The organism is Argonema antarcticum A004/B2 (genome assembly GCF_023333585.1).
Taxonomy (GTDB): Bacteria; Cyanobacteriota; Cyanobacteriia; order Cyanobacteriales; family Aerosakkonemataceae; genus Argonema; species Argonema antarcticum.
This window is the reverse complement of record NZ_JAIQZN010000020.1, coordinates 26,955-46,016: the sequence shown is the minus strand read 5'-3', so window position 1 is coordinate 46,016 and position 19,062 is coordinate 26,955. Positions and strand designations below refer to the sequence as shown.

The window sequence follows — 19,062 nt, the reverse complement described above, 5'->3', positions numbered from 1 at the left end:
CCCCCTTCTTCCTCGATCCGGTGGAAGGCTTCTGTTGCAGCCTCCCAATTTGATTTCACAAGCTGTATTTCCAGATGAATATTTCCATCGCCACCGCCAGATCGGGATGGCGACGCCGACACCCGCAGGACAACGGATTAACCGCATCCACCAGCCTGACCTTTTTGATTAAAGACGCCACAAAAACTTTTGTTGTGTCTAGACGCGGCGACGTTTTGGTGGGCGGCAGCCATTATGGGGAATCGGAGTAATATCCCGAATCAACGTAATTTCTAACCCTGAACCCTGAAGCGCTCGAATGGCAGTTTCGCGGCCAGCTCCAGGACCGCTAACCATCACTTCGATCTGCCTCATTCCCTGATCTGTCGCTCGGCGAGCTGCTGCTTCAGCTGCTGTCTGCGCTGCAAAGGGTGTTCCTTTTTTTGCACCTTTAAAGCCACTGGAACCCGCTGATGCCCAGGAGATTACATCTCCATTTTGATCTCCAATGGTAACAATAGTGTTGTTGAATGTTGACTGAATGAAGGCTACCCCATTGGGTACGTTTCGCTTTTGCTTTTTCGCACCGGGTTTTCTGGTTGTTTGTCGCGCCATATCGGTCTATAAAGCTTGGGTTTTTACTTGCTTGCTGGTTGTATTTTGGGCCTAGTAAGTTTACTTGTGGCTCAATCAAATACTTACTTCTTAGCTGGTGCCTTTTTCTTACCTGCCACGGTTTGACGTCTACCGCGACGGGTTCGAGCATTGGTGCGCGTTCTCTGACCGCGCACGGGAAGTCCCATGCGATGACGGCGACCTCGGTAGCTACCGATGTCAATCAGGCGCTTGATGTTCATCGCTTCTAAGCGTCTGAGATCGCCCTCTACTTGATAGTCGCTTTCGACTGCCCCGCGCAGGGCTGCTACTTGTGCATCGCTTAGATCTCTGACACGAATGTCTGGATTAATTTCGGTCGAGGCTAAAATTTCCTTAGACCGCGATAACCCGATTCCGTAAATGTAAGTCAGACCGATTTCGACGCGCTTATCGCGCGGAAGGTCTACCCCGGCAATCCTTGCCACGCTTTATCTCTCCCTAATTCTTTACTTGGTGCTAAAAATTGCAATTGTGTAAATATTTGAGGAACACTGGATGCTGCGGATAAACTAACCCTGACGTTGTTTGTGCTTGGGGTTAGAGCAGATCACCATAACTCTGCCTCGTCTACGGATGACGCGACATTTTTCGCAAATTTTCCGAACTGATGCTCGAACTTTCATGCCTTTTTCGGCTCGACTACAAACTATATATTATATCATTTTTAATTTTATTTGTCAGTTAATTATGCTGCTCTAACGAAAGATGGATTTTTATGGCCTAAACTTCCTTGAGCTTACCTACTTTTTACTCCGACCATCGGTAATTTTGCCTTTTGTTAAGGTCGTCAAAAGTAAGCTTTCAGTTTGACGCTCTAGTCTGGCTAGATTTGGTGCTAATTTTGTCGAATCTTGCCAGACATCTGCGCCAAAAAATCGACCTCGTTATTCAGGTCAACTAGAAACACTGCTGTGGGCAGGGCCTCTGTCACCCGGCCCTCTATCTCAATTAGATCCTGTGACAATTTGCTTTTTCCTTGGTGGCGAACTTCTTGATTTGGGGGAATAAGTGCCACGGTAAGTAATGCGGCCTTTGGTCAAATCGTAGGGGGTGAGCTCTACTTTGACGCGATCGCCTGGTAATATCTTGATGTTATTGCGGCGAATTTTGCCGGAAATGTGCGCCAATACATTAAATCCGTTATCGAGATCGACCCGGAACATAGCATTAGGAAGGGACTCGGTTACCGTGCCTTCCATTTCGATTAAATCTTGCTTAGACAGTTGATTTTTCCTCAACGCTTCTATTTATTCAACAGGGCAGATCGAATCAATCTGCCGCAGACTATTATAGGCATCTGAGCAACAGTTCAGTCACCCTTTAACATATCTTATCAAATAATTGCAAGATGTGTGGATGTAAAATCCGATCGTGTTTATAAATTTTTTTAATCTAGAGGGTTGGCTGAATGGGTGCAGTTACTCACCCACTCAACGCCCAGATGTTGCAGCATTTATAGATCGATCGCTTTTTGGATCGCTGCTGTAACTTCTGCCATCGACCTAGAGCCCTCAATAGACACGAGTTGGTGGCGATCGCGATAATAATCAATCAAAGGAGCCGTTTGTTCGCGATAAACTTCTAGACGGCGGCGAATCACCTCTTCCGTATCATCCGGTCGGCCCCGACCGAGCAGACGGCTCACCAATTCTTCATCCGGCACATCTAGGTTAACTACGCGATCGCACTTTTGATCGAGTTCCTTGAGCAGATTGTCTAAGAAACCCGCTTGAGTGACATTACGCGGAAAACCATCTAAAATCCAACCATCCTTAGTATCGGGTTGATTCAACCGCTCCCGCATCATATCCAGAATCAAGTGATCTGGAACTAACTCACCCCCCTCTTGGTAAGACTTAGCTTTAACCCCCAGGGGTGTGCCTTGCGTTACCTCATTTCTTAAAATGTCACCCGTAGAAATATGGGGAATTGCACATAAATCGGCCAGTGTCTTGGCTTGTGTTCCCTTCCCTGCACCGGGGGCTCCCAGGAAAATCAATCGCGTCACTACTGTTTCACCATTCCTTCGTATCGCTGGGAGATAACATAAGTTTGAATTTGTTTGGATGTATCAATCGCCACACCCACTAGAATCAAAAGAGAAGTTGCTCCCAGTCCCCTAAAGGTTCCGACAGTAGCACTTTCGACTGCTGTTGGTACAATTGCCACCAAGCCAAGAAAGACGGCTCCCAAGAAAGTCAGTCGGTTTAACACCCGTTCCACGTACTCGCTGGTGGTGCGACCGGGGCGAATACCCGGAATACTAGATCCCATTTTCTTCAAATTCTGCGCTAAATCTACGGGATTCACAATCAGGGAAGCATAGAAATAGCTAAAAAAGAGAATTAAAACCAAGTAAACAACCACATAAACAGGGTGACCGGGATTGAGATAAGTACCGGCTATTTTATTCAAAGTCTCATTTTGGATCGCACTACCCAGAGAAGCTGGTAGAAACAGGACAGCAGAAGCAAAAATAATCGGCATCACGCCGCCCTGATTTAACCGCAAAGGTAAGTAACTGCTTTTTTCCAGATAGAGCTTTCGTCCCACTTGGCGACGCGCTGAAATAATTGGTATTTTGCGAGTTCCTTCCTGAACAAAAACAATACCGACAATCATGATCAGGAAAACAACTAGCAGAATAATCACCTTACCCACTATTTCTCTGCCGCCAGTCTGAGCAAGTGCGATCGTAGCTCCGAAAGATTTGGGTACAACTGCAACAATATTGAGGAAAATCAAAAGGGAAGCACCGTTGCCAACGCCGCGCTCAGTAATCAGCTCCGACACCCACATCACAAACATGGAACCTGCCGTCAGAGCTATCACCGTATTGGCGTAGAATAAAAAATTCGGATTGGCAACAGCTCCTGGAACAGAAGCGACCCAAATAGAAATGCCAATACTTTGAATTACCGCCCATCCCAAAGCCACGTAGCGAGTAATCTGAGAAATCTTGCGTCGGCCAGCTTCGCCCTCATTCTTCTGCAAATTTTCCAAGCTGGGAAGAGCTGATGTCAGCAGTTGCAGAATAATGGAGGCATTGATAAAGGGCAAGATCCCCAGGGCAAAAATCCCTAAAGCTACTATACCGCCGCCAGAGAAAAGATCTAACAAGCCAATTAATGGACTGTTTTGAACTTGCGCTTTAAACACCTGCACGTTAATTCCCGGTACTGGCAAGAAAACGCCCAGGCGTACCAAAATAAGCAAACCAATGGTAACAAGCAGCCGACCTCGGAGTCCTGCTGCTTGTGCCATTTGGGCAAAAGTTTCTTGAGCCGTTGGGGCTTTGTCTCGACTAATCATGAAGGGTTACCTCTACGCTTTAGTGGCATTGGCTGCTCGCTTACTAACCCCCCTGGCGGCTTCTATGACTTCACAACTGCCTCCCGCCGCTTCTATTTTGCTGCGGGCTCCTGCTGTGAATGCTGCTGCTTTTACTTGCAGCGCCACGTTTAGTTCTCCATCTCCCAAAATTTTCAGCGGCCCATTGTTACTTGTGACAATGCCAGCTGCGATTAGCGAGGCCAGGGTTACCTCAGTATTTGTAGGCAGCGATGTCAGCTTACTGACATTGATCGTAGTGTATTCCCGACGATTGATGACAGTGAAGTGCTTTAACTTGGGAATGCGTCTGTAGAGTGGTTGTTGTCCTCCCTCAAAACCCGGTCTGGTGCCACTACCGGAACGGGATTTTTGACCGCGCATTCCCAAGCCTGCACTGGCCCCCTGTCCGGCGGAAATCCCGCGTCCTACGCGGCGGCGGCGATGTTTAGAGCCTTTTTTAGGTGCAGCATCATTTAATCTCATGTTTTTTGTCCTTAGTCATTAGTCATTGGGAAATTTTAAATTGAAGAATTGCAGATTTCAAATTTATTTTGAATTGATTTCGAGAATTAGAAATCTGAAATCTGAAATCTGAAATTAGTCATTTAGTCATTTGATTCCTTGTTAATGACTAATGACTATGCGAAGAGATTTTCGATGGGAATACCGCGATCGCGTGCAACCTCCGTGAATGTCCGCAGAGTTTCCAAGGCGTTGATGGTTGCTCTAGCGTTGTTGAGCGGGTTGTTGGAACCGAGCTGTTTGGCTAAGACATTACGGACACCGGCTAATTCCAATACAGTGCGTACAGCACCACCCGCAATTACTCCGGTTCCTGGCGCTGCCGGTCGCATCATGATCTTTGCGCCACCACCGTCGCCTTTAGCTGGGTGGGGAATGGAGTTTGACTTGGTGAGGGGAATTTCAACTAGGTGTTTTTTACCGTCAGCTACTCCCTTTTTGACTGCACCAATTACATCGCTGGCTTTGCCAACGCCGACGCCTACAGATCCGCGTTCGTTACCGACGACGACGATCGCGCGGAAGCTCAGCTTTTTACCACCTTTAACTACTTTGCTAACGCGGCGGATTTGAATTACTCGTTCTTGCCAGGTGGTTTCTTTTTCTTTTGTGCGGCTGCTTTTTTTACGACGTTGCTGTTGTTGTTCCGCCATATTTTTGTCCTTTGTCTTTTGTTCTTTGTCTTCTGTCATCAGTTAGGGTTAATTTCAGATTTCAGATTTAAAATTTTAGATTTAAAATCTGAAATTTCTTGATTTTAGATTGAGAATTTTCTATTTAAAACAAATTCAAAATCTAAAATCTTCCCTTTTCTAATCACAATTAGAAGTTTAAACCGGCTTCGCGTGCTGCTTCGGCGAGGGCTTTGATCCGACCGTGGTAAAGATTGCCACCTCGGTCAAAGACGACTTGTTGAATGCCTGATTCGATCGCACGCTGGGCAATCAATTTACCTACCTGCGTTGAAGCATCGCAAGTGCAGCCTGATTTTAAATCTACTTTCACGGTTGGTTCCACGGTCGAGGCAGCCACAAGGGTATGGTGCTTGGTGTCATCGATCACTTGGGCATAAATATGCTCATGCGATCGAAACACAGCCAACCGAGGACGTTCTGATGTACCAAAAACTGTGCGCCGGATGCGTTGATGCCGACGCTGCTTCGATTCTGCGCGACTCAGCTTCATTTCTTCCCTGCCTTACCAGCTTTACGTCTGACTACTTCACCGGCATAACGAATGCCTTTACCCTTATAAACTTCTGGTGGACGGACAGCGCGAATTTTAGCCGCTGTGTTCCCCACAACTTCTTTATCAATGCCACTCACCGTGACATTGACGTTACCCTCAACAGCCATCTGAATGCCTGGTGGCGGCTCAATTTTGACTTCATGGCTGTAACCCACGATCAAAATTAGATTGCGACCGTCCATTTTTGCCCTGTAACCAACACCTTGAATTTCCAATCGTTTCTGAAAACCTTGAGAAACTCCGTCAACCATGTTGGCTACTAGGGTTCGAGATAAACCGTGAAGTTGGCGGATAGTGCGGGATTCATCCCGCCGCAAAACCTTCAAGATTTCGCCTTCCTGTTCTACGATTATCCCATCTGGCAGAACTCTAGAAAGTTCTCCTTTAGGCCCTTTAACGGCGACAGCCCGATTGTCAATTGTCACCGATACTTTATTAGGAATACTAATCGGGCGCTTACCGATGCGAGACATAACTCTCCTTTATTTCAGATTTGAAATTTCAGATTTCAGATTTGAAATTTCAGATTTCAATTTGTCAATTCAAAAGGAAAGTTTTGAAATCTAAAATCTGAAATTTCCCGTGCTAACTACCAAACGTAGCAAAGTACTTCCCCACCCAGTCCTTGGCGTCGCGCTTCCCGATCGGTCATAATGCCGCTGGAAGTCGAAATTATGGCGATGCCAATACCGCCGAGAACTCGCGGTAATTCTTTGCGATTGGAGTAAACGCGCAATCCCGGCTTGCTTACTCGTTTCAACGCAGTGATGATGGGCTGGCGATTTTTTCCTTTGTATTTCAAGGAAACCATCAGTTTTCTCTCGATTCCTTCTCCATCTTCTTCAAACTCACCGATAAAGCCTTCTTCCTTGAGGACTTTTGCAATGCTGCGAGTCATTCTTGTGGATGGAATTGCTGTTTTTTGATGCCGCGCTAAATTTGCATTGCGGATGCGCGTCAACATATCTGAAATTGTGTCGTTCGACGCCATCTTTTCCTCCTTATTGATCGCGGAAAGGCATCCCAAAAGCTTTGAGTAAGGCGCGGCCCTCTTCGTCTGTGTTAGCAGTCGTGATGATGGAAATGTCCATCCCACGAATTTGATCGATTCTGTCGTATTCGATCTCTGGAAAAATCAGCTGCTCTCTTACACCCAGACTATAATTACCGCGACCGTCAAAGCTTTTAGGACTAATACCCCGAAAGTCCCGAATGCGGGGCAGTGCTAGGTTGACAAATCTGTCTAGAAAGGCGTACATCCGGTCTCCCCGCAGGGTAACCATCATGCCGACGGGCATACCTTGGCGAATTTTGAAACTGGCGATCGCTTTTTTAGCTCTGGTAACCACGGGTTTTTGACCCGCGATCGTGCCAATCTCATTCAAGGAAGATTCCAGCGCTTTAGCGTTTGAAGCTGCATCGCCTAAGCCCCGGTTGAGGGTAATTTTCACCAGTTTAGGCACCTGATGAATATTTTCGTAATTGAACTGTTCCTTTAGTTTGGGAACAATACTTTCTTGATACTGGGTTTTCAGTCGTTGAGCCATTGGTTTTCCTTTTACTTTCCCTGGTCTTGGTCAGGGAACCAATTGATTGCAGATTGAAGAATTGAAGATTTAATTGCAAATTTCAAATCTCAAATCCGAAATATGAAATTATTTGTCAATTATTTCATCAGTCTTTTTCAGCCTCCGCACTTTACGACCGTCTTCGGTAAAGGTGTAGCAGACGCGACTGGCAACATTTTGCTTTATGGAATAAAGCATCACGTTGGAAATGTGAATCGGCCCTTCCAAGGTGGTAATACGGCCAGATTCTCCTTCCTGCTGGGGTTTAACGTGCTTGGTTTTGATGTTGACCCCTTTGACGATTACTCTACTGAGCTTAGGAAAAGCTTTGAGGATTTCACCAACTTTGCCTTTATCTTTGCCAGAAATAATCTGAACGGTGTCACCTTTTTTGACGTGCATCTTGGTATTCCCAGAGCGATTTTCCGGGCTTTTTTTGGGCGATGCTTGACCTGTTCTACGATTATTAGCCATTAGAGTACCTCTGGAGCTAGGGACACTATTTTGGTATAGTTTTTGTCCCGCAGTTCCCGCGCTACAGGGCCAAAAACGCGGGTTCCTCTGGGGTTACCATCTGCGTTGACGATCACGGCGGCATTATCGTCAAAACGAATGCTCATACCGCTATCGCGACGCATACCTTTACGAGTTCGGACAATTACAGCCCGCACCACATCAGATTTTTTGACGGCCATATTAGGGATGGCATCTTTGACGACGGCGATAATGACGTCGCCTACGCTGCCATAGCGGCGGTTACCGGCACCTAAAACCCGGATACACATTAATTTCCGGGCCCCGCTATTGTCAGCAACATTGAGATAAGTCTGGGGTTGAATCACGGCTTTGTTAGTTGGTAGTTGGTAGTTGGGAAATTGGAAAAAGGGAAGATTTTAGATTTTAAATTTAAAATTTAATAAATCTGAAATCTGCAATCTTAAATCTGAAATTTCCGATTAGCCCTTACTCGATCTGATGATTTCCGCGACTACCCAGTGTTTGGTGCGGCTTAAGGGTCGTGTTTCGCTAATGCGGACGCGATCGCCTTCACGACACTTGTTTTCTTCATCGTGAGCCTTATACCTTTTTGTACGCACCACGATTTTCCCGTACTTGGGGTGGGGAGAGCGGTTTTCGATCGCTACCACCACTGTTTTATCCATTTTGTCGCTGACAACTAAGCCAACTCTTTCTTTGACTGCCATTGCCACTTCCTCCTATTCTGCAACTGACTCGGTAGTCGTGGATTTTTTAAGAGCGATTTGTCGCTCGCCTTCCACCGTTAGCAATTGGGCTAGCCGGTGCTTTGCGTGCTTGAACTGATGCGTCTTTTCCAACTGACGAGTCACTTTTTGCAGGCGCAACTGAAACAGTTGTCGCTTAAGAGCAATAACTTGGTCTGACAGTTCTTCATCGCTCAATTTTCTGGCTTCTTCAATCTTGGGAAGAGGCATAGTTTATACATTCTCCTCAGAACGCATGACGAACCTTGTTTTGATTGGCAACTTATGGGAAGCCAAACGCATAGCTTCACGGGCTATTGCTTCGGTAACGCCTGTGATTTCAAACATCACTCTTCCTGGTTTTACCACTGCAACCCAAAACTCTGGCGAGCCTTTACCGGAACCCATCCGGGTTTCCGCAGGACGCATCGTGACGGGTTTGTCGGGGAAAATGCGAATCCAGATTTTGCCACCCCGGCGGATATAGCGGGTCATCGCACGACGGCTGGCTTCTATTTGACGAGATGTGATCCAGGCTGGTTCTAGCGCCTGAAGGCCAAATTCACCAAAGTTGAGTTCGCTACCCCTGATGGCTAAGCCTTCCATGCGCCCGCGCTGTTGTTTGCGGAATTTAGTTCTTCTAGGACTTAACATGGCTTGTCAAAAGTCATTTTGGATTTTGGATGAGAGGATTTTGGATTTTTGAGTTAAGAGTTTCTTTAATTCAAAACTCAAAACTTAAAACTCAAAACTCTAGTTAACCTTCATTGGAACGGTCTTCAAACTGACGGCGTTTGGGTTGGCGACGGCGGGGAGTACCGGGGGCGTTAGCAGTAGGTGCTTCCTCCTGTCCGGGAATGATTTCCCCTTTGAAAATCCAGACTTTTACGCCCAGAATGCCGTAGATAGTTTTGGCAGTCCGGTAGGCATAATCAATATCTGCCCGTAAGGTATGCAGTGGCACTCTACCTTCCCGCGTCCACTCAGTCCGAGCAATTTCTGCACCGTTGAGCCGACCGCTTACTTGGACTTTAATACCTTCGACGCCAGCACGCTGGGCACGTTGAATTGCTTGGCGGACAACCCGGCGGAAGGAAACGCGACGTTCGAGTTGTTGAGCGATGTATTCGCCAATCAATCCTGCATCGGCGTCTACTCGCGCCACTTCGACGACGTTGATGCGGATTTGGCGATTGCCGCCTCCTAGCTCGCCCTGAAGCCCAATTCGCAAAGTTTCAATGCCGGTGCCGCCCCGTCCGACAACAACACCCGGTCTAGCGGTGCGAATTTCTAAATCGATTTGATCGGCTTTGCGCTCAATTCGGACGTCGGAAATTCCGGCGTTGGAGAGGTTTTTCTCGACGTAGTTACGAATTTTGTAGTCTTCTTGCAGTAGGCTCGGGTAGCGATCGGAATCCGCATACCAACGAGAGCGGTGTTCTTGGATAACGCCTAGCCGAAAACCAACTGGATTAATCTTCTGTCCCACAAATGCTTCCTCAAAACAATTTTAGATTTTAGATTTTAGATTTTAGATTTTAGATTTTATTTAAAATTTGAAATCTGAAATCTAAAATTTGGCATCCTTATTCCTAACTATTCCTCTGCCACTTCGGCAACGGCCACGGTGATGTGACAAGTTGGCTTGCGAATCTGATAGGCTCGACCTTGAGCCCTGGGCCGGAAACGCTTTAATGTTGAGCCTTGGTCGGCGTAGGCTTGGCTTACTACCAGTTTTTTTGGGTCTAAACCAACGTTATGTTCTGCATTGGCGACGGCGGAGCGCAGCACTTTGAGAATGGGTTCGCAAGCTGCATAGGGCATAAACTCCAGAACGATTAGCGCTTCCCGATAGGAGCGACCCCGAATTTGATCGAGGACGCGGCGCACCTTGTAGGGAGACATCCGAATGTAACGTGCGATCGCCTTAACTTCAGCAGTATCAATTGCCATAGGTCAGTTGTCAGTTGTCAGTTGTCAGTTGTCAGTTGTCAGTTGTCAGTTGTCAGTTGCCAGTTGCCAGTTGTCAGTTGTCAGTTCTTTTTCACTAACCACCGACTACCGACCGCCGACCACCGACCACCGATCGCTGACCAAATTATCTTTTTGCCTTTTTATCACTCTTGGCGTGTCCTCTAAAGGTGCGAGTCGGGGCAAATTCACCCAATTTGTGTCCGACCATCTGATCTGAGATGAAAATGGGCACGTGCTGACGGCCATTGTGTACGGCGATGGTGTGGCCTACCATTAGAGGCAAAATTGTTGAAGCCCGCGACCAAGTTTTGATGACTTGCTTTTCGCCCCTGCCATTCAACTTTTCAACCTTGCTGAGCAGATGATCTGCAACAAAAGGACCTTTCTTTAATGAGCGACCCATAGTTTAATTTTGGATTTTGGATTTTGGATTTTGGATTATTTCGATTTTGGATTTTGGATTATTGGTTAACTGTTTGGTTGCCCTATTTGCGCTTGGGCTAGCCCCAATCTAAAATCCAAAATCTGAAATCTAAAATTCTATGATTCCCGACCGCCACGGCCACGCTTAGAGGATTTGCGGCGACGACGCACGATTAAGGAATTACTCGGTTTATTCGGCTTGCGCGTTTTAGCACCCAAAGTTGGTTTGCCCCAAGGGGTTACTGGCCCGCTTCTACCAATAGGCGCTCTGCCTTCGCCACCACCATGCGGGTGATCCACAGGGTTCATGACGCTGCCTCTAACTTTAGGCCGACGACCTTTCCAGCGATTTCTCCCTGCTTTGCCAGTACTCAAATTTCTGGCATCCAAGTTGCCCACTTGTCCGATGGTGGCGTAGCACTCCCTCAGTATCATGCGGACTTCTCCAGATGGCAGTTTGAGGCTGACGTAGTTGCCTTCTTTGGCTACCACTTGAGCGGTGGCACCGGCTGCGCGAACAATTTGTGCCCCCCGACCGGGATAGAGTTCTACATTGTGGACGCCAGTACCCAAGGGAATATTGGCTAAAGGTAAGGCGTTGCCAATTTCGATCGGCGAATCTGGGCCGGAGACGATCGCAGTCCCGACTGCTAAGCCATTGGGATGCAGAATATATCGCTTTTCGCCATCCCGATAGTTAACCAAAGCGATCCGAGCATTGCGGTTCGGGTCGTATTCAATGGCAACTACTTTAGCTGGGATGTTGTGCTTGTCGCGACGAAAGTCAATGATTCGGTAAAGACGCTTGTGTCCGCCACCCCGACGGCGGCTGGTAATCACACCGCGATTGTTGCGTCCTTTTTTGCGATGTATTGATATAGTCAGCGATCGCTCTGGCTCACCCTGAGTGATTTCAGCAAAGTCGGAAATGGTACACTGGCGCGTACTAGGAGTGTATGGCCGATAAGAACGGGTACCCATAAGAATTTTGGATGAGAGGATTTTGGATGAGAGGATTTTGGATTGAAGAATTGAATCTAATAATCTAAAATCGCTACACTTCAGGGAACAGGATCTGCCGAATTTTTTCCCCGTCGCCAGATGCCAATGTGACAACAGCTTTCTTGTATTGAGATTTATACCCAAGAAATCTGCCGACCCGACGCTTTTTACGCGGTGGTGTCATTGTGTTGACAGCCGTGACTTTGACATCGAACAATTGTTCGATCGCTGCCTTAATTTGTGGTTTTGTTGCCTTTAGCACCACGTCAAAACAGTATTTTTCCTGCTCCATCAGCATCGTGGCCTTTTCCGTAAGGAGCGGGCGACGGATCAAATCCGCCAGTGTCCGCAAATTATATTCAGCCACCGTACACCTCCTGAATCTTGGTCAGAGCTGATGATGTAGTTACTATTTTGTCCGCCCAGAGCAGATCGTATACATTCAATTGGTCAGCCCGAATCAACTTCAATTTGGCAATGTTGCGAGCTGATAGGTAAACCATCTCCGCTGGTTCTGACAAAATCAACAAAATCTTCGCTGCGTCTGGAACGCCCCAACGCCCGATCGCTCCCATTAATTCCTTGGTTTTAGGTCTGGGTAGCTTTTCGGCAAATTCCTCAACCACTAACAAATCATCCGCTCGGCTAATCAAAGCTGTTCTCAAAGCCAGTCGCTTTTCCTTGCGGTTCATCTTGACTTCAAAGTCTCTTGGCTTTGGCCCGAAGATGACACCGCCGCCTCTCCACAAAGGCGATCGAATCGAACCAGCACGCGCACGACCAGTTCCTTTTTGCCGCCAGGGTTTGCGACCTCCCCCACGGACTTCCGATCTAGTCTTGGTGCTGACCGTTCCTTGCCTTGCATTGGTCATTTGGCGTACCAGCGCCCGGTGGACAATGTGAGATGCGTTTTCTTCTTTGGCAACCTTCAACTCCAAAGACGCTTGCCCAACCTCTTGACCTTCCCAGTTTCGCACCACACAGTTAACCATATTCTTCGTCCTCTGTTCTTTGTCAAAAGTCATCGGTCATTAGGAAAAAGAAGATTTTAGATTTTAGATTTCAAAACTTTACTTTTCAATCTGAAATTTTCAATCTGAAATCTCAAATCAGTCATTGGGTCACTAATGACTAATGACTCATGACTATTTCCCTACCTTGTTTGTCGGTGTGATACTGAGCAAGGCACCTACTTTACCAGGAACGGCTCCTTTAATCAGCAACAAATTCCGTTCTGCATCTACACGCACAATCGCGAGCTTGCGAATCGTAATTTGCTTGCCTCCCAAACGACCTGCCATCCGCTTACCGGGATATACTCTTCCCGGCGTAGTTCCAGCACCAGTCGAACCCGGCGCACGGTGATTTTTGGAACCGTGTGCCATTGGGCCGCGCTTAAAGTTGTGACGTTTCTGATAACCGGCAAAGCCTTTACCGATACTTGTCCCCATAACATCCACAATTTGGCCTGGGGTAAAAATATCTGCTTTGATCGGTTGACCCAGTTCGTAATCACCCGTATTTTCTAAACGATATTCATGCAGATGACGCAACGGGGGGGAACCAGACTTGGCTAGGTGACCCAGTTCGGGCTTGTTAATCCCCTTCTGAGTTTTTTCGCCAAATCCAACTTGGATGGCAGTATAGCCATCGGTCTGTTGCGTCTTAATCTGCGTAATCGGGCATGGACCGGCTTGAACGACCGTTACAGGGATAGCTCTCCCCGTTTCGTCAAAAATTTGGGTCATGCCTACTTTAGTGCCGAGGATACCGACAGCCACAGTACCTGGTTTCTCCTTTTTTACGCACTACAATTAATTCGGATTGAAATAGCGCCTTCAAAACTTTTGAGTATTGAATTTTGAGTTAAGTTTTTCAACTTATAACTCAGCTTTCATAACTCATCAAATCTTTCGTTGCCTTTAATCCACTTCATATCGGCAGTTAAAACTGCCATCTCGCTTTAGATGCAGGCCAGTCAGTTAACTCCGCTCCAAGTTATCAGCTTGGATCAAGTCTTCTGCTGCGTCGGCAAGCTAATTCAAGCTTTTTGTTCAAAGGCTAATAAACGTTAGCCTTGGCATTACTTCTGGGCACTGGGACTTAAGCAGCAAGCTACTTAGTATCCTTTTTTGGCCCGATGCAGATGTCAATCTACCTTCGCCACCTTTGCTTGAGACCAATTTCCCCTACTTTTTGATGCAGAAATCCGTTTTTTCTGCCCGCAGGGTAACCAGTCCGCCTTTGACTGGTGGTATCCAAGTTTGCTTTCAGCCCTTCGTAGAAAACGAAGCAAACTTAAATTTTAGTCACGATCCAATAATATAAACTATTTTTTTTACCTTGTCTAGTCTGAAAGCAGATTTTTTTTGGTAACGGTTGCCGACTTACAGGATTACCAATACAGGCAAATTCTTCAGAAATTACAACCCCCAGGACTACAATAGCAGTAGATGTAACGTTTTTTAAAGCCAAATGGCGGGTAAAACGCAAGTTTATGGGATTGATCGCAACTGGGAAGGATCTAATTCGAGCCCTGGAAAAGACAGGCGCACTGGGGGTCTACGCACCCCTTGAGGGAGGATTTGAAGGTCGCTACCAACGGCGGATACGGGCAGCTGGGTATACGACCCTGAACATAACTGCACGGGGGCTGGGTGATGTGGCGATGTACTTGACTGGAGTTCATGGGGTGCGTCCTCCCCACTTAGGGAAGAAAAGCCTCGGTAGCGGTGCAGCAGTCGGCGATGTGTACTATGTGCCACCGATCGTGAATTATCAGCTCGAACAGCTGCCGCCCAAGTCAAAGGGACTGGTGCTGTGGATAATAGAAGGCCAGATTCTTTCCCGTCAAGAGGTTGAATATTTGGCAAATTTGCCCAGTCTGGAGCCGCGAGTTAAGTTAGTGGTGGAAATGGGAGGCGATCGGGCCTTCCGCTGGACGTCCCTCAAAAATACTTTGGTCGCCGCTTAAGATGTGGAGAGGGGGAGGGGGAGAGTGGGGGAGTAACCTTCCTTCTTCCCTAGCCCCTATTTTTTTGGACTTTTGACTGTTCACTTTTTTAGCCCCTCGGCTTTCTAGTTTTGATACCTTTGAAATAAGACCTAACTAATAGGGAAAACGCTAATGCTGGAGAATCGTGATTATACCTTAATAATTGACAAAAGCGGCAGTATGTCGCTAACAGACCAGCCGGGTGGGCAAAGTCGTTGGGTTGCCATGCAGGAATCTACCCTCGCCTTAGCCAGTAAATGCGAACAGCTTGACCCAGATGGTCTCACAGTTTATCTACCCCACCTTGAAGACCCACACCATAGCAGCTTCGGCTTGGTGTTGGGATGAAAGGCTCTTTAAAATTGGGTACTCGATGTACACAATTTTAACAAATCATGTTACTATATTTACACAGCACGTTTCTATAAAATGTTAGTTTACGAAGCAAAAATAAAAGGAACAAAAGCCCAGTACCGCATCCTCGATGAGATGTTGCGGACTGGGCTTTTTATTCGTAATAAAGCATTGCGATACTGGATGGACAATCCCGGCGTAAACGGCATGGACTTGAACAAATACTGCAAAGTTCTAGCTGACAATCCTGAATTTCCCTGGGTTAAGAAACTTAACTCAATGGCGCGTCAGTCAATGGCAGAAAGAGCCTGGTTAGCTATATCGAGATTCTTTGAGAACTGCCAAAAGAAAGTACCGGGTAAAAAAGGTTATCCGAAATTCAAGCCTTCGCAAACCAGAGCATCAGTTGAATACAAAACCTGTGGCTGGAAACTATCAGAAGACAGAAAGTATATCACCTTTACCGATAAATTTGGCGCTGGCACTTTCAAGCTTTGGGGAAGTAGAGATTTACATTTTTATCAAATAGACCAAATAAAACGAGTTAGGATAGTTCGTCGTTCTGATGGATATTACGTACAGTTTTGCATTAATCATAAAAGGGAAGAAACTCATGAATTAACAGGTCGGATGTTAGGGTTGGATGTTGGTTTAAACCATTTCTACACCGATTCAGAGGGTAATCAAATAGAAAACCCGCGCTTTTTAAGGAAAGGTGAAAAAGCACTCAAGAGAGCTTCTCGTCAACTTTCACGAAAAAATATTGGGTCAAAAAATAGAATTAAAGCCAAGAATCGGTTAGGTAGGAAACACCTAAAAGTTGAAAGGCAGCGTAAAGACTTTGTTGTGAAATTAGCAAGGTGCGTAATCCAGTCTAGTGACTTGGTAGCCATTGAAGACTTACAGGTGCGAAACATGGTGAAAAACCACCATTTGGCTAAATCAATCAGTGATGCTTCTTGGTCGATGTTTAGACAATGGCTTGAATATTTCGGTCAGGTATTTGGAGTGCCAGTTGTGGCTGTCCCTCCTCAATATACATCGCAGAATTGTTCTAATTGCGGTGCGGTAGTTAAGAAAACCTTAAGCAATAGAACCCATCAATGCCTTGATTGTGGGCATATTCAAGATAGGGATTGGAACGCAGCGATTAATATTCTCAATAAGGCGTTGTCAATCTTGAGCAAAATGTTGAAAAATCCCGTCGGGCAGACGGAAATTAACGCCTCTGGAGAGAACGACCTCTGTTTAGTTGGGGAAACCCAATTAAGTAAGCCGACTCGTGGAAAGAGGAAGCCCAAGGAGCAATCTTTGGAATCCCCCGTTATATTCAGTACTCTGAATTAGCGGCGGGAGGATGTCAAAGAAGCATCTCGACGTATGGATCGGGATGAAGAATTGGCTATTTCTTTTATTCAAGTCGGCACTGACGCTCAGGCAACCAAGTTCCTCAAAGTTTTGGATGACGAACTGCAAAATGCTGGTGCGAAGTTTGACATTGTGGACACAGTAACTATGGATGACATGGAAGACATGACCCTAACGGAAGTGTTGCTTAATGCTATCACTGACTAAAATCCTTTCTTGTTAAACATTAGCTGAATTAGTTTTTAGCAGCCTTGAGGGGGAAAAGTTATGGAATCAATAGATGATTTATTAGCCGATATCAAAGCTGAGTATGAAGAAAAAGAAAAACCCATTCCTCCGAAAAAACAGCAACCTTTGAAAGAGGAATGCTCTCCTCAGCTACCACAAATACCCGCGCCTCAAACTCAGGTTTATTGGCAAAACAATCTCGCTCCTTCTTCGCTAGAGGATAATTTATTAGCTGATATTAAAGCAGAGTTTGAGGAAAAATCTCAACCTAAACCACCGCAAAAACAGCAACCTTTCCCAGAAAAACGCTCTCCTCAGCTACCACCAATACCTCCTCGACAAGCTCAGATGTCTTGGCAAAAAACTATTGTTCCCTCCTCTGCTGAAAATAGCTTAATTGTCGAACTAAAGGCGGAGGTTGAAGAAAAACAGAAAGAAGAAGAACTGAAAAGACAGCAACAAGTCAAAGAAGAACAAATTAGACAAGAACAAATTAAGCAGCAACAACGGCAAGCGCTGACAAAAGAAGCTCAAGAGTGGTTGAAAAAGTTAAATATACGTTCAGAAGAGGGTCTGTGGTTTGAAGAATTTGCCTACGACTACCCTTCTAAACTGGAGGCGGCGATCGATTACTTGCAAGCTTTGCGAGAAACTAAGCCGTAATAGCCATAGTCAGAAATGTCGTCTAGTCTAGAGAAAGAAACCGTGACAATCCGTGGAGTTTGTCTATTATGCAAGGAGGTGCTTTGTTGGAAGACCGCGATTATACCTTAATTATTGACAAAAGCGGCAGTATGTCTACCCCAGACCAAACGGGTGGTAGAACTCGCTGGCAAACCGCACAAGAGTCTACCCTAGCAGTAGCGAGAAAATGCGAACAGTTTGACCCTGATGGAATTACGCTTTACCTATTTTCAGGCAGGTTCAAACGCTTGGATAACGTGACATCTAGCAAAGTCGCCCAGATATTTCAAGAAAACGATCCTTCTGGCACTACTGACTTAGCAGGTGTACTAAAAGATGCCACAGATAACTACTTTCAACGTAAAGCAGCGGGTCAAACAAAGGCAAATGGCGAGACGATTTTGGTAGTTACCGATGGTGAACCGGACGATCGCAAAGCTGTGATGCGAGTAATTATTGAGGCATCTCGCCATCTGGATAGAGATGAAGAATTAGCGATTTCCTTCATTCAAGTTGGCACAGATCAAACGGCAACCAAGTTTCTCAAAGCCTTGGATGACGATTTGCAAACCGCTGGTGCCAAATTTGACATTGTTGACACAGTAACACTTGATGATATGGAGGGGATGACTCTGACCGAAGTGTTGCTCAATGCGATTAGCGACTAATAACGCAAGTTGCTGGTTAGGTACGTAGTTGCGCTTTAGCGCTAAAAGAGCGCTAAAGCGCAACAACATACCTACTACTAACTAGCAACTTACGTTAATACTCGATCGCCAAAGTGACAGATCTAATAAACCGGGTTTTTGAAAGAAACCGGGTTTCAGACTAAAGATAATTGCTGATTACTACAAGGAGGTTTTTGTCATGGAGAATAGAGATTATACCTTAATTATTGACAAAAGCGGCAGTATGTCTACGCCGGATCAACCGGGTGGTAGAAGCCGCTGGGAAACGGCACAGGAATCTACTCTGGCAATAGCAAGAAAATGCGAACAGTTCGATCCTGATGGCATCACGGTTTACCTTTTTTCCAGCCGATTCAAAAGATACGACAATGTAACTTCCGATAAAGTCGCACAAATCTTTCAAGAAAATGACCCTGCTGGCACCACTAACTTAGCTGGCGTGCTACAAGATGCAACTAACCGCTATTTTGAGCGGAAAGCAGCGGGTCAGACCAAGCCTAGCGGAGAAACTATTATAGTGGTGACGGATGGTGAACCGGATGACCGGAAAGGCGTGATGAAAGCGATTATCGAGGCGTCTCGCCAGATGGACACGGATGAAGAACTGGGAATTACGATGATTCAAGTGGGTTCAGATGCAACGGCAAGCCGGTTTCTCAAAGCTTTGGATGATGACCTTCAGGGTGCTGGGGCGAAGTTTGATATCTGTGACACTGTAACTATGGATGATATGGCAGATATGACTCTAGCTGAAGTGCTGCTAAACGCGGTTAATGACTAACATACCAATTTAGGCCCCCCTAACCCCCCAACTT

Annotated in this window: 31 protein-coding genes and 2 pseudogenes; 9 read left to right on the top strand and 24 right to left on the bottom strand. The window is 46.3% G+C overall.

Going from position 1 to position 19,062, the window contains the following annotated elements; translation table 11 throughout:
- The first annotated feature begins 34 nt into the window (after positions 1–34).
- Positions 35–172 (top strand): hypothetical protein, encoded by a 138-nt coding sequence (locus LAY57_RS11455; protein WP_249066571.1) that lies wholly within the window; start codon positions 35–37, stop codon positions 170–172.
- Between the two features lie 26 nt (positions 173–198).
- Here LAY57_RS11455 and rpsK read toward each other — a convergent pair whose 3' ends face one another.
- The 19 genes and pseudogenes from rpsK to rplV form a co-directional block, all read right to left on the bottom strand.
- Positions 199–594 carry a 30S ribosomal protein S11 gene (gene rpsK / locus LAY57_RS11450; RefSeq protein WP_249066569.1) on the bottom strand — a complete coding sequence of 132 codons (396 nt, stop codon included), beginning with the start codon at positions 592–594 and terminating at the stop codon, positions 199–201.
- Positions 595–677: 83 nt separating this feature from the next.
- A complete protein-coding gene (rpsM, locus tag LAY57_RS11445) occupies positions 678–1,061 on the bottom strand; it encodes a 30S ribosomal protein S13 (protein ID WP_249066567.1) in 384 nt (127 codons plus the stop codon).
- Positions 1,062–1,145: 84 nt separating this feature from the next.
- Complete coding sequence (rpmJ, locus tag LAY57_RS11440) at positions 1,146–1,259, bottom strand: 50S ribosomal protein L36 (RefSeq protein ID WP_071782548.1); 114 nt, start codon at positions 1,257–1,259, stop codon at positions 1,146–1,148.
- Positions 1,260–1,649: 390 nt separating this feature from the next.
- A pseudogene (infA, locus tag LAY57_RS11430) lies at positions 1,650–1,859 on the bottom strand (translation initiation factor IF-1); the annotation flags it as partial.
- A gap of 230 nt (positions 1,860–2,089) precedes the next feature.
- Positions 2,090–2,644, bottom strand: a complete 555-nt coding sequence (locus tag LAY57_RS11425) for an adenylate kinase (protein WP_249066565.1) — start codon at positions 2,642–2,644, stop codon at positions 2,090–2,092.
- The gene (secY, locus tag LAY57_RS11420) at positions 2,644–3,948 is read right to left on the bottom strand and encodes a preprotein translocase subunit SecY (protein ID WP_249066563.1); all 1,305 of its coding nucleotides are present in this window, start codon (positions 3,946–3,948) and stop codon (positions 2,644–2,646) included. The genes LAY57_RS11425 and secY overlap by 1 nt, the downstream gene beginning before the upstream one ends.
- Positions 3,949–3,960: 12 nt before the next feature.
- Positions 3,961–4,452: a 50S ribosomal protein L15 gene (rplO, locus tag LAY57_RS11415; protein ID WP_249066561.1), complete on the bottom strand. Its 492-nt coding sequence runs from the start codon at positions 4,450–4,452 to the stop codon at positions 3,961–3,963.
- 155 nt (positions 4,453–4,607) lie between these two features.
- The gene (rpsE, locus tag LAY57_RS11410; protein WP_249066648.1) at positions 4,608–5,144 is read right to left on the bottom strand and encodes a 30S ribosomal protein S5; all 537 of its coding nucleotides are present in this window, start codon (positions 5,142–5,144) and stop codon (positions 4,608–4,610) included.
- Between the two features lie 169 nt (positions 5,145–5,313).
- A complete protein-coding gene (gene rplR / locus LAY57_RS11405; RefSeq protein ID WP_249066559.1) occupies positions 5,314–5,676 on the bottom strand; it encodes a 50S ribosomal protein L18 in 363 nt (120 codons plus the stop codon).
- Positions 5,673–6,212, bottom strand: coding sequence for a 50S ribosomal protein L6 (gene rplF, locus LAY57_RS11400; protein ID WP_249066557.1), 540 nt, complete (start codon positions 6,210–6,212; stop codon positions 5,673–5,675). The genes rplR and rplF overlap by 4 nt, the downstream gene beginning before the upstream one ends.
- 116 nt (positions 6,213–6,328) lie before the next feature.
- On the bottom strand, positions 6,329–6,730 hold the full coding sequence (gene rpsH / locus LAY57_RS11395) for a 30S ribosomal protein S8 (RefSeq protein WP_249066554.1): 402 nt from the start codon (positions 6,728–6,730) through the stop codon (positions 6,329–6,331).
- Positions 6,731–6,740: 10 nt separating this feature from the next.
- On the bottom strand, positions 6,741–7,286 hold the full coding sequence (gene rplE / locus LAY57_RS11390) for a 50S ribosomal protein L5 (RefSeq protein WP_249066553.1): 546 nt from the start codon (positions 7,284–7,286) through the stop codon (positions 6,741–6,743).
- Between the two features lie 108 nt (positions 7,287–7,394).
- Positions 7,395–7,709, bottom strand: coding sequence for a 50S ribosomal protein L24 (gene rplX / locus LAY57_RS11385; protein WP_249066647.1), 315 nt, complete (start codon positions 7,707–7,709; stop codon positions 7,395–7,397).
- A gap of 71 nt (positions 7,710–7,780) precedes the next feature.
- Positions 7,781–8,149, bottom strand: a complete 369-nt coding sequence (rplN, locus tag LAY57_RS11380; RefSeq protein WP_249066551.1) for a 50S ribosomal protein L14 — start codon at positions 8,147–8,149, stop codon at positions 7,781–7,783.
- Between the two features lie 114 nt (positions 8,150–8,263).
- Complete coding sequence (rpsQ, locus tag LAY57_RS11375; protein WP_249066550.1) at positions 8,264–8,512, bottom strand: 30S ribosomal protein S17; 249 nt, start codon at positions 8,510–8,512, stop codon at positions 8,264–8,266.
- Positions 8,513–8,524: 12 nt separating this feature from the next.
- A complete protein-coding gene (gene rpmC, locus LAY57_RS11370; RefSeq protein ID WP_249066548.1) occupies positions 8,525–8,761 on the bottom strand; it encodes a 50S ribosomal protein L29 in 237 nt (78 codons plus the stop codon).
- Between the two features lie 3 nt (positions 8,762–8,764).
- The gene (gene rplP / locus LAY57_RS11365; protein ID WP_249066546.1) at positions 8,765–9,184 is read right to left on the bottom strand and encodes a 50S ribosomal protein L16; all 420 of its coding nucleotides are present in this window, start codon (positions 9,182–9,184) and stop codon (positions 8,765–8,767) included.
- A 103-nt stretch (positions 9,185–9,287) separates the two neighbouring features.
- Positions 9,288–10,019 carry a 30S ribosomal protein S3 gene (rpsC, locus tag LAY57_RS11360; RefSeq protein ID WP_249066543.1) on the bottom strand — a complete coding sequence of 244 codons (732 nt, stop codon included), beginning with the start codon at positions 10,017–10,019 and terminating at the stop codon, positions 9,288–9,290.
- 107 nt (positions 10,020–10,126) lie between these two features.
- Positions 10,127–10,483 carry a 50S ribosomal protein L22 gene (gene rplV / locus LAY57_RS11355; protein ID WP_249066540.1) on the bottom strand — a complete coding sequence of 119 codons (357 nt, stop codon included), beginning with the start codon at positions 10,481–10,483 and terminating at the stop codon, positions 10,127–10,129.
- A 7-nt stretch (positions 10,484–10,490) separates the two neighbouring features.
- On the opposite strand from rplV, the gene LAY57_RS11350 reads away from it, so the two are divergent.
- The gene (locus LAY57_RS11350) at positions 10,491–10,721 is read left to right on the top strand and encodes a hypothetical protein (RefSeq protein WP_249066657.1); all 231 of its coding nucleotides are present in this window, start codon (positions 10,491–10,493) and stop codon (positions 10,719–10,721) included.
- On the opposite strand, the gene rpsS is transcribed toward LAY57_RS11350, so the two are convergent.
- The 5 genes from rpsS to rplC form a co-directional block, all read right to left on the bottom strand.
- Complete coding sequence (gene rpsS, locus LAY57_RS11345) at positions 10,629–10,907, bottom strand: 30S ribosomal protein S19 (RefSeq protein WP_249066538.1); 279 nt, start codon at positions 10,905–10,907, stop codon at positions 10,629–10,631. The genes LAY57_RS11350 and rpsS overlap by 93 nt on opposite strands.
- A 137-nt stretch (positions 10,908–11,044) precedes the next feature.
- The gene (gene rplB / locus LAY57_RS11340; RefSeq protein WP_249066536.1) at positions 11,045–11,908 is read right to left on the bottom strand and encodes a 50S ribosomal protein L2; all 864 of its coding nucleotides are present in this window, start codon (positions 11,906–11,908) and stop codon (positions 11,045–11,047) included.
- A 73-nt stretch (positions 11,909–11,981) separates the two neighbouring features.
- Positions 11,982–12,296: a 50S ribosomal protein L23 gene (locus LAY57_RS11335; protein WP_249066535.1), complete on the bottom strand. Its 315-nt coding sequence runs from the start codon at positions 12,294–12,296 to the stop codon at positions 11,982–11,984.
- On the bottom strand, positions 12,289–12,921 hold the full coding sequence (rplD, locus tag LAY57_RS11330) for a 50S ribosomal protein L4 (RefSeq protein WP_249066644.1): 633 nt from the start codon (positions 12,919–12,921) through the stop codon (positions 12,289–12,291). The genes LAY57_RS11335 and rplD overlap by 8 nt, the downstream gene beginning before the upstream one ends.
- 153 nt (positions 12,922–13,074) lie before the next feature.
- Positions 13,075–13,710, bottom strand: coding sequence for a 50S ribosomal protein L3 (gene rplC / locus LAY57_RS11325; RefSeq protein WP_249066534.1), 636 nt, complete (start codon positions 13,708–13,710; stop codon positions 13,075–13,077).
- Between the two features lie 716 nt (positions 13,711–14,426).
- Between rplC and LAY57_RS11320 the strand changes: the two genes are divergently transcribed.
- The 7 genes and pseudogenes from LAY57_RS11320 to LAY57_RS11290 all read left to right on the top strand — a co-directional run bounded on the left by LAY57_RS11320 (position 14,427) and on the right by LAY57_RS11290 (position 19,028).
- The gene (locus LAY57_RS11320; protein ID WP_249066533.1) at positions 14,427–14,903 is read left to right on the top strand and encodes an NAD(P)H-quinone oxidoreductase subunit N; all 477 of its coding nucleotides are present in this window, start codon (positions 14,427–14,429) and stop codon (positions 14,901–14,903) included.
- Between the two features lie 153 nt (positions 14,904–15,056).
- Positions 15,057–15,272: a vWA domain-containing protein gene (locus LAY57_RS11315; protein ID WP_249066655.1), complete on the top strand. Its 216-nt coding sequence runs from the start codon at positions 15,057–15,059 to the stop codon at positions 15,270–15,272.
- A gap of 81 nt (positions 15,273–15,353) precedes the next feature.
- Positions 15,354–16,625: an RNA-guided endonuclease InsQ/TnpB family protein gene (locus tag LAY57_RS11310; protein WP_249066532.1), complete on the top strand. Its 1,272-nt coding sequence runs from the start codon at positions 15,354–15,356 to the stop codon at positions 16,623–16,625.
- 18 nt (positions 16,626–16,643) lie between these two features.
- A pseudogene (locus tag LAY57_RS11305) lies at positions 16,644–16,853 on the top strand (hypothetical protein); the annotation flags it as partial.
- A 60-nt stretch (positions 16,854–16,913) separates the two neighbouring features.
- Positions 16,914–17,537, top strand: coding sequence for a salt stress protein, Slr1339 family (locus tag LAY57_RS11300; protein ID WP_249066531.1), 624 nt, complete (start codon positions 16,914–16,916; stop codon positions 17,535–17,537).
- 83 nt (positions 17,538–17,620) lie between these two features.
- Positions 17,621–18,226: a vWA domain-containing protein gene (locus LAY57_RS11295; RefSeq protein ID WP_338022393.1), complete on the top strand. Its 606-nt coding sequence runs from the start codon at positions 17,621–17,623 to the stop codon at positions 18,224–18,226.
- Between the two features lie 199 nt (positions 18,227–18,425).
- Complete coding sequence (locus LAY57_RS11290; protein WP_249066529.1) at positions 18,426–19,028, top strand: vWA domain-containing protein; 603 nt, start codon at positions 18,426–18,428, stop codon at positions 19,026–19,028.
- Positions 19,029–19,062 lie beyond the last annotated feature (34 nt).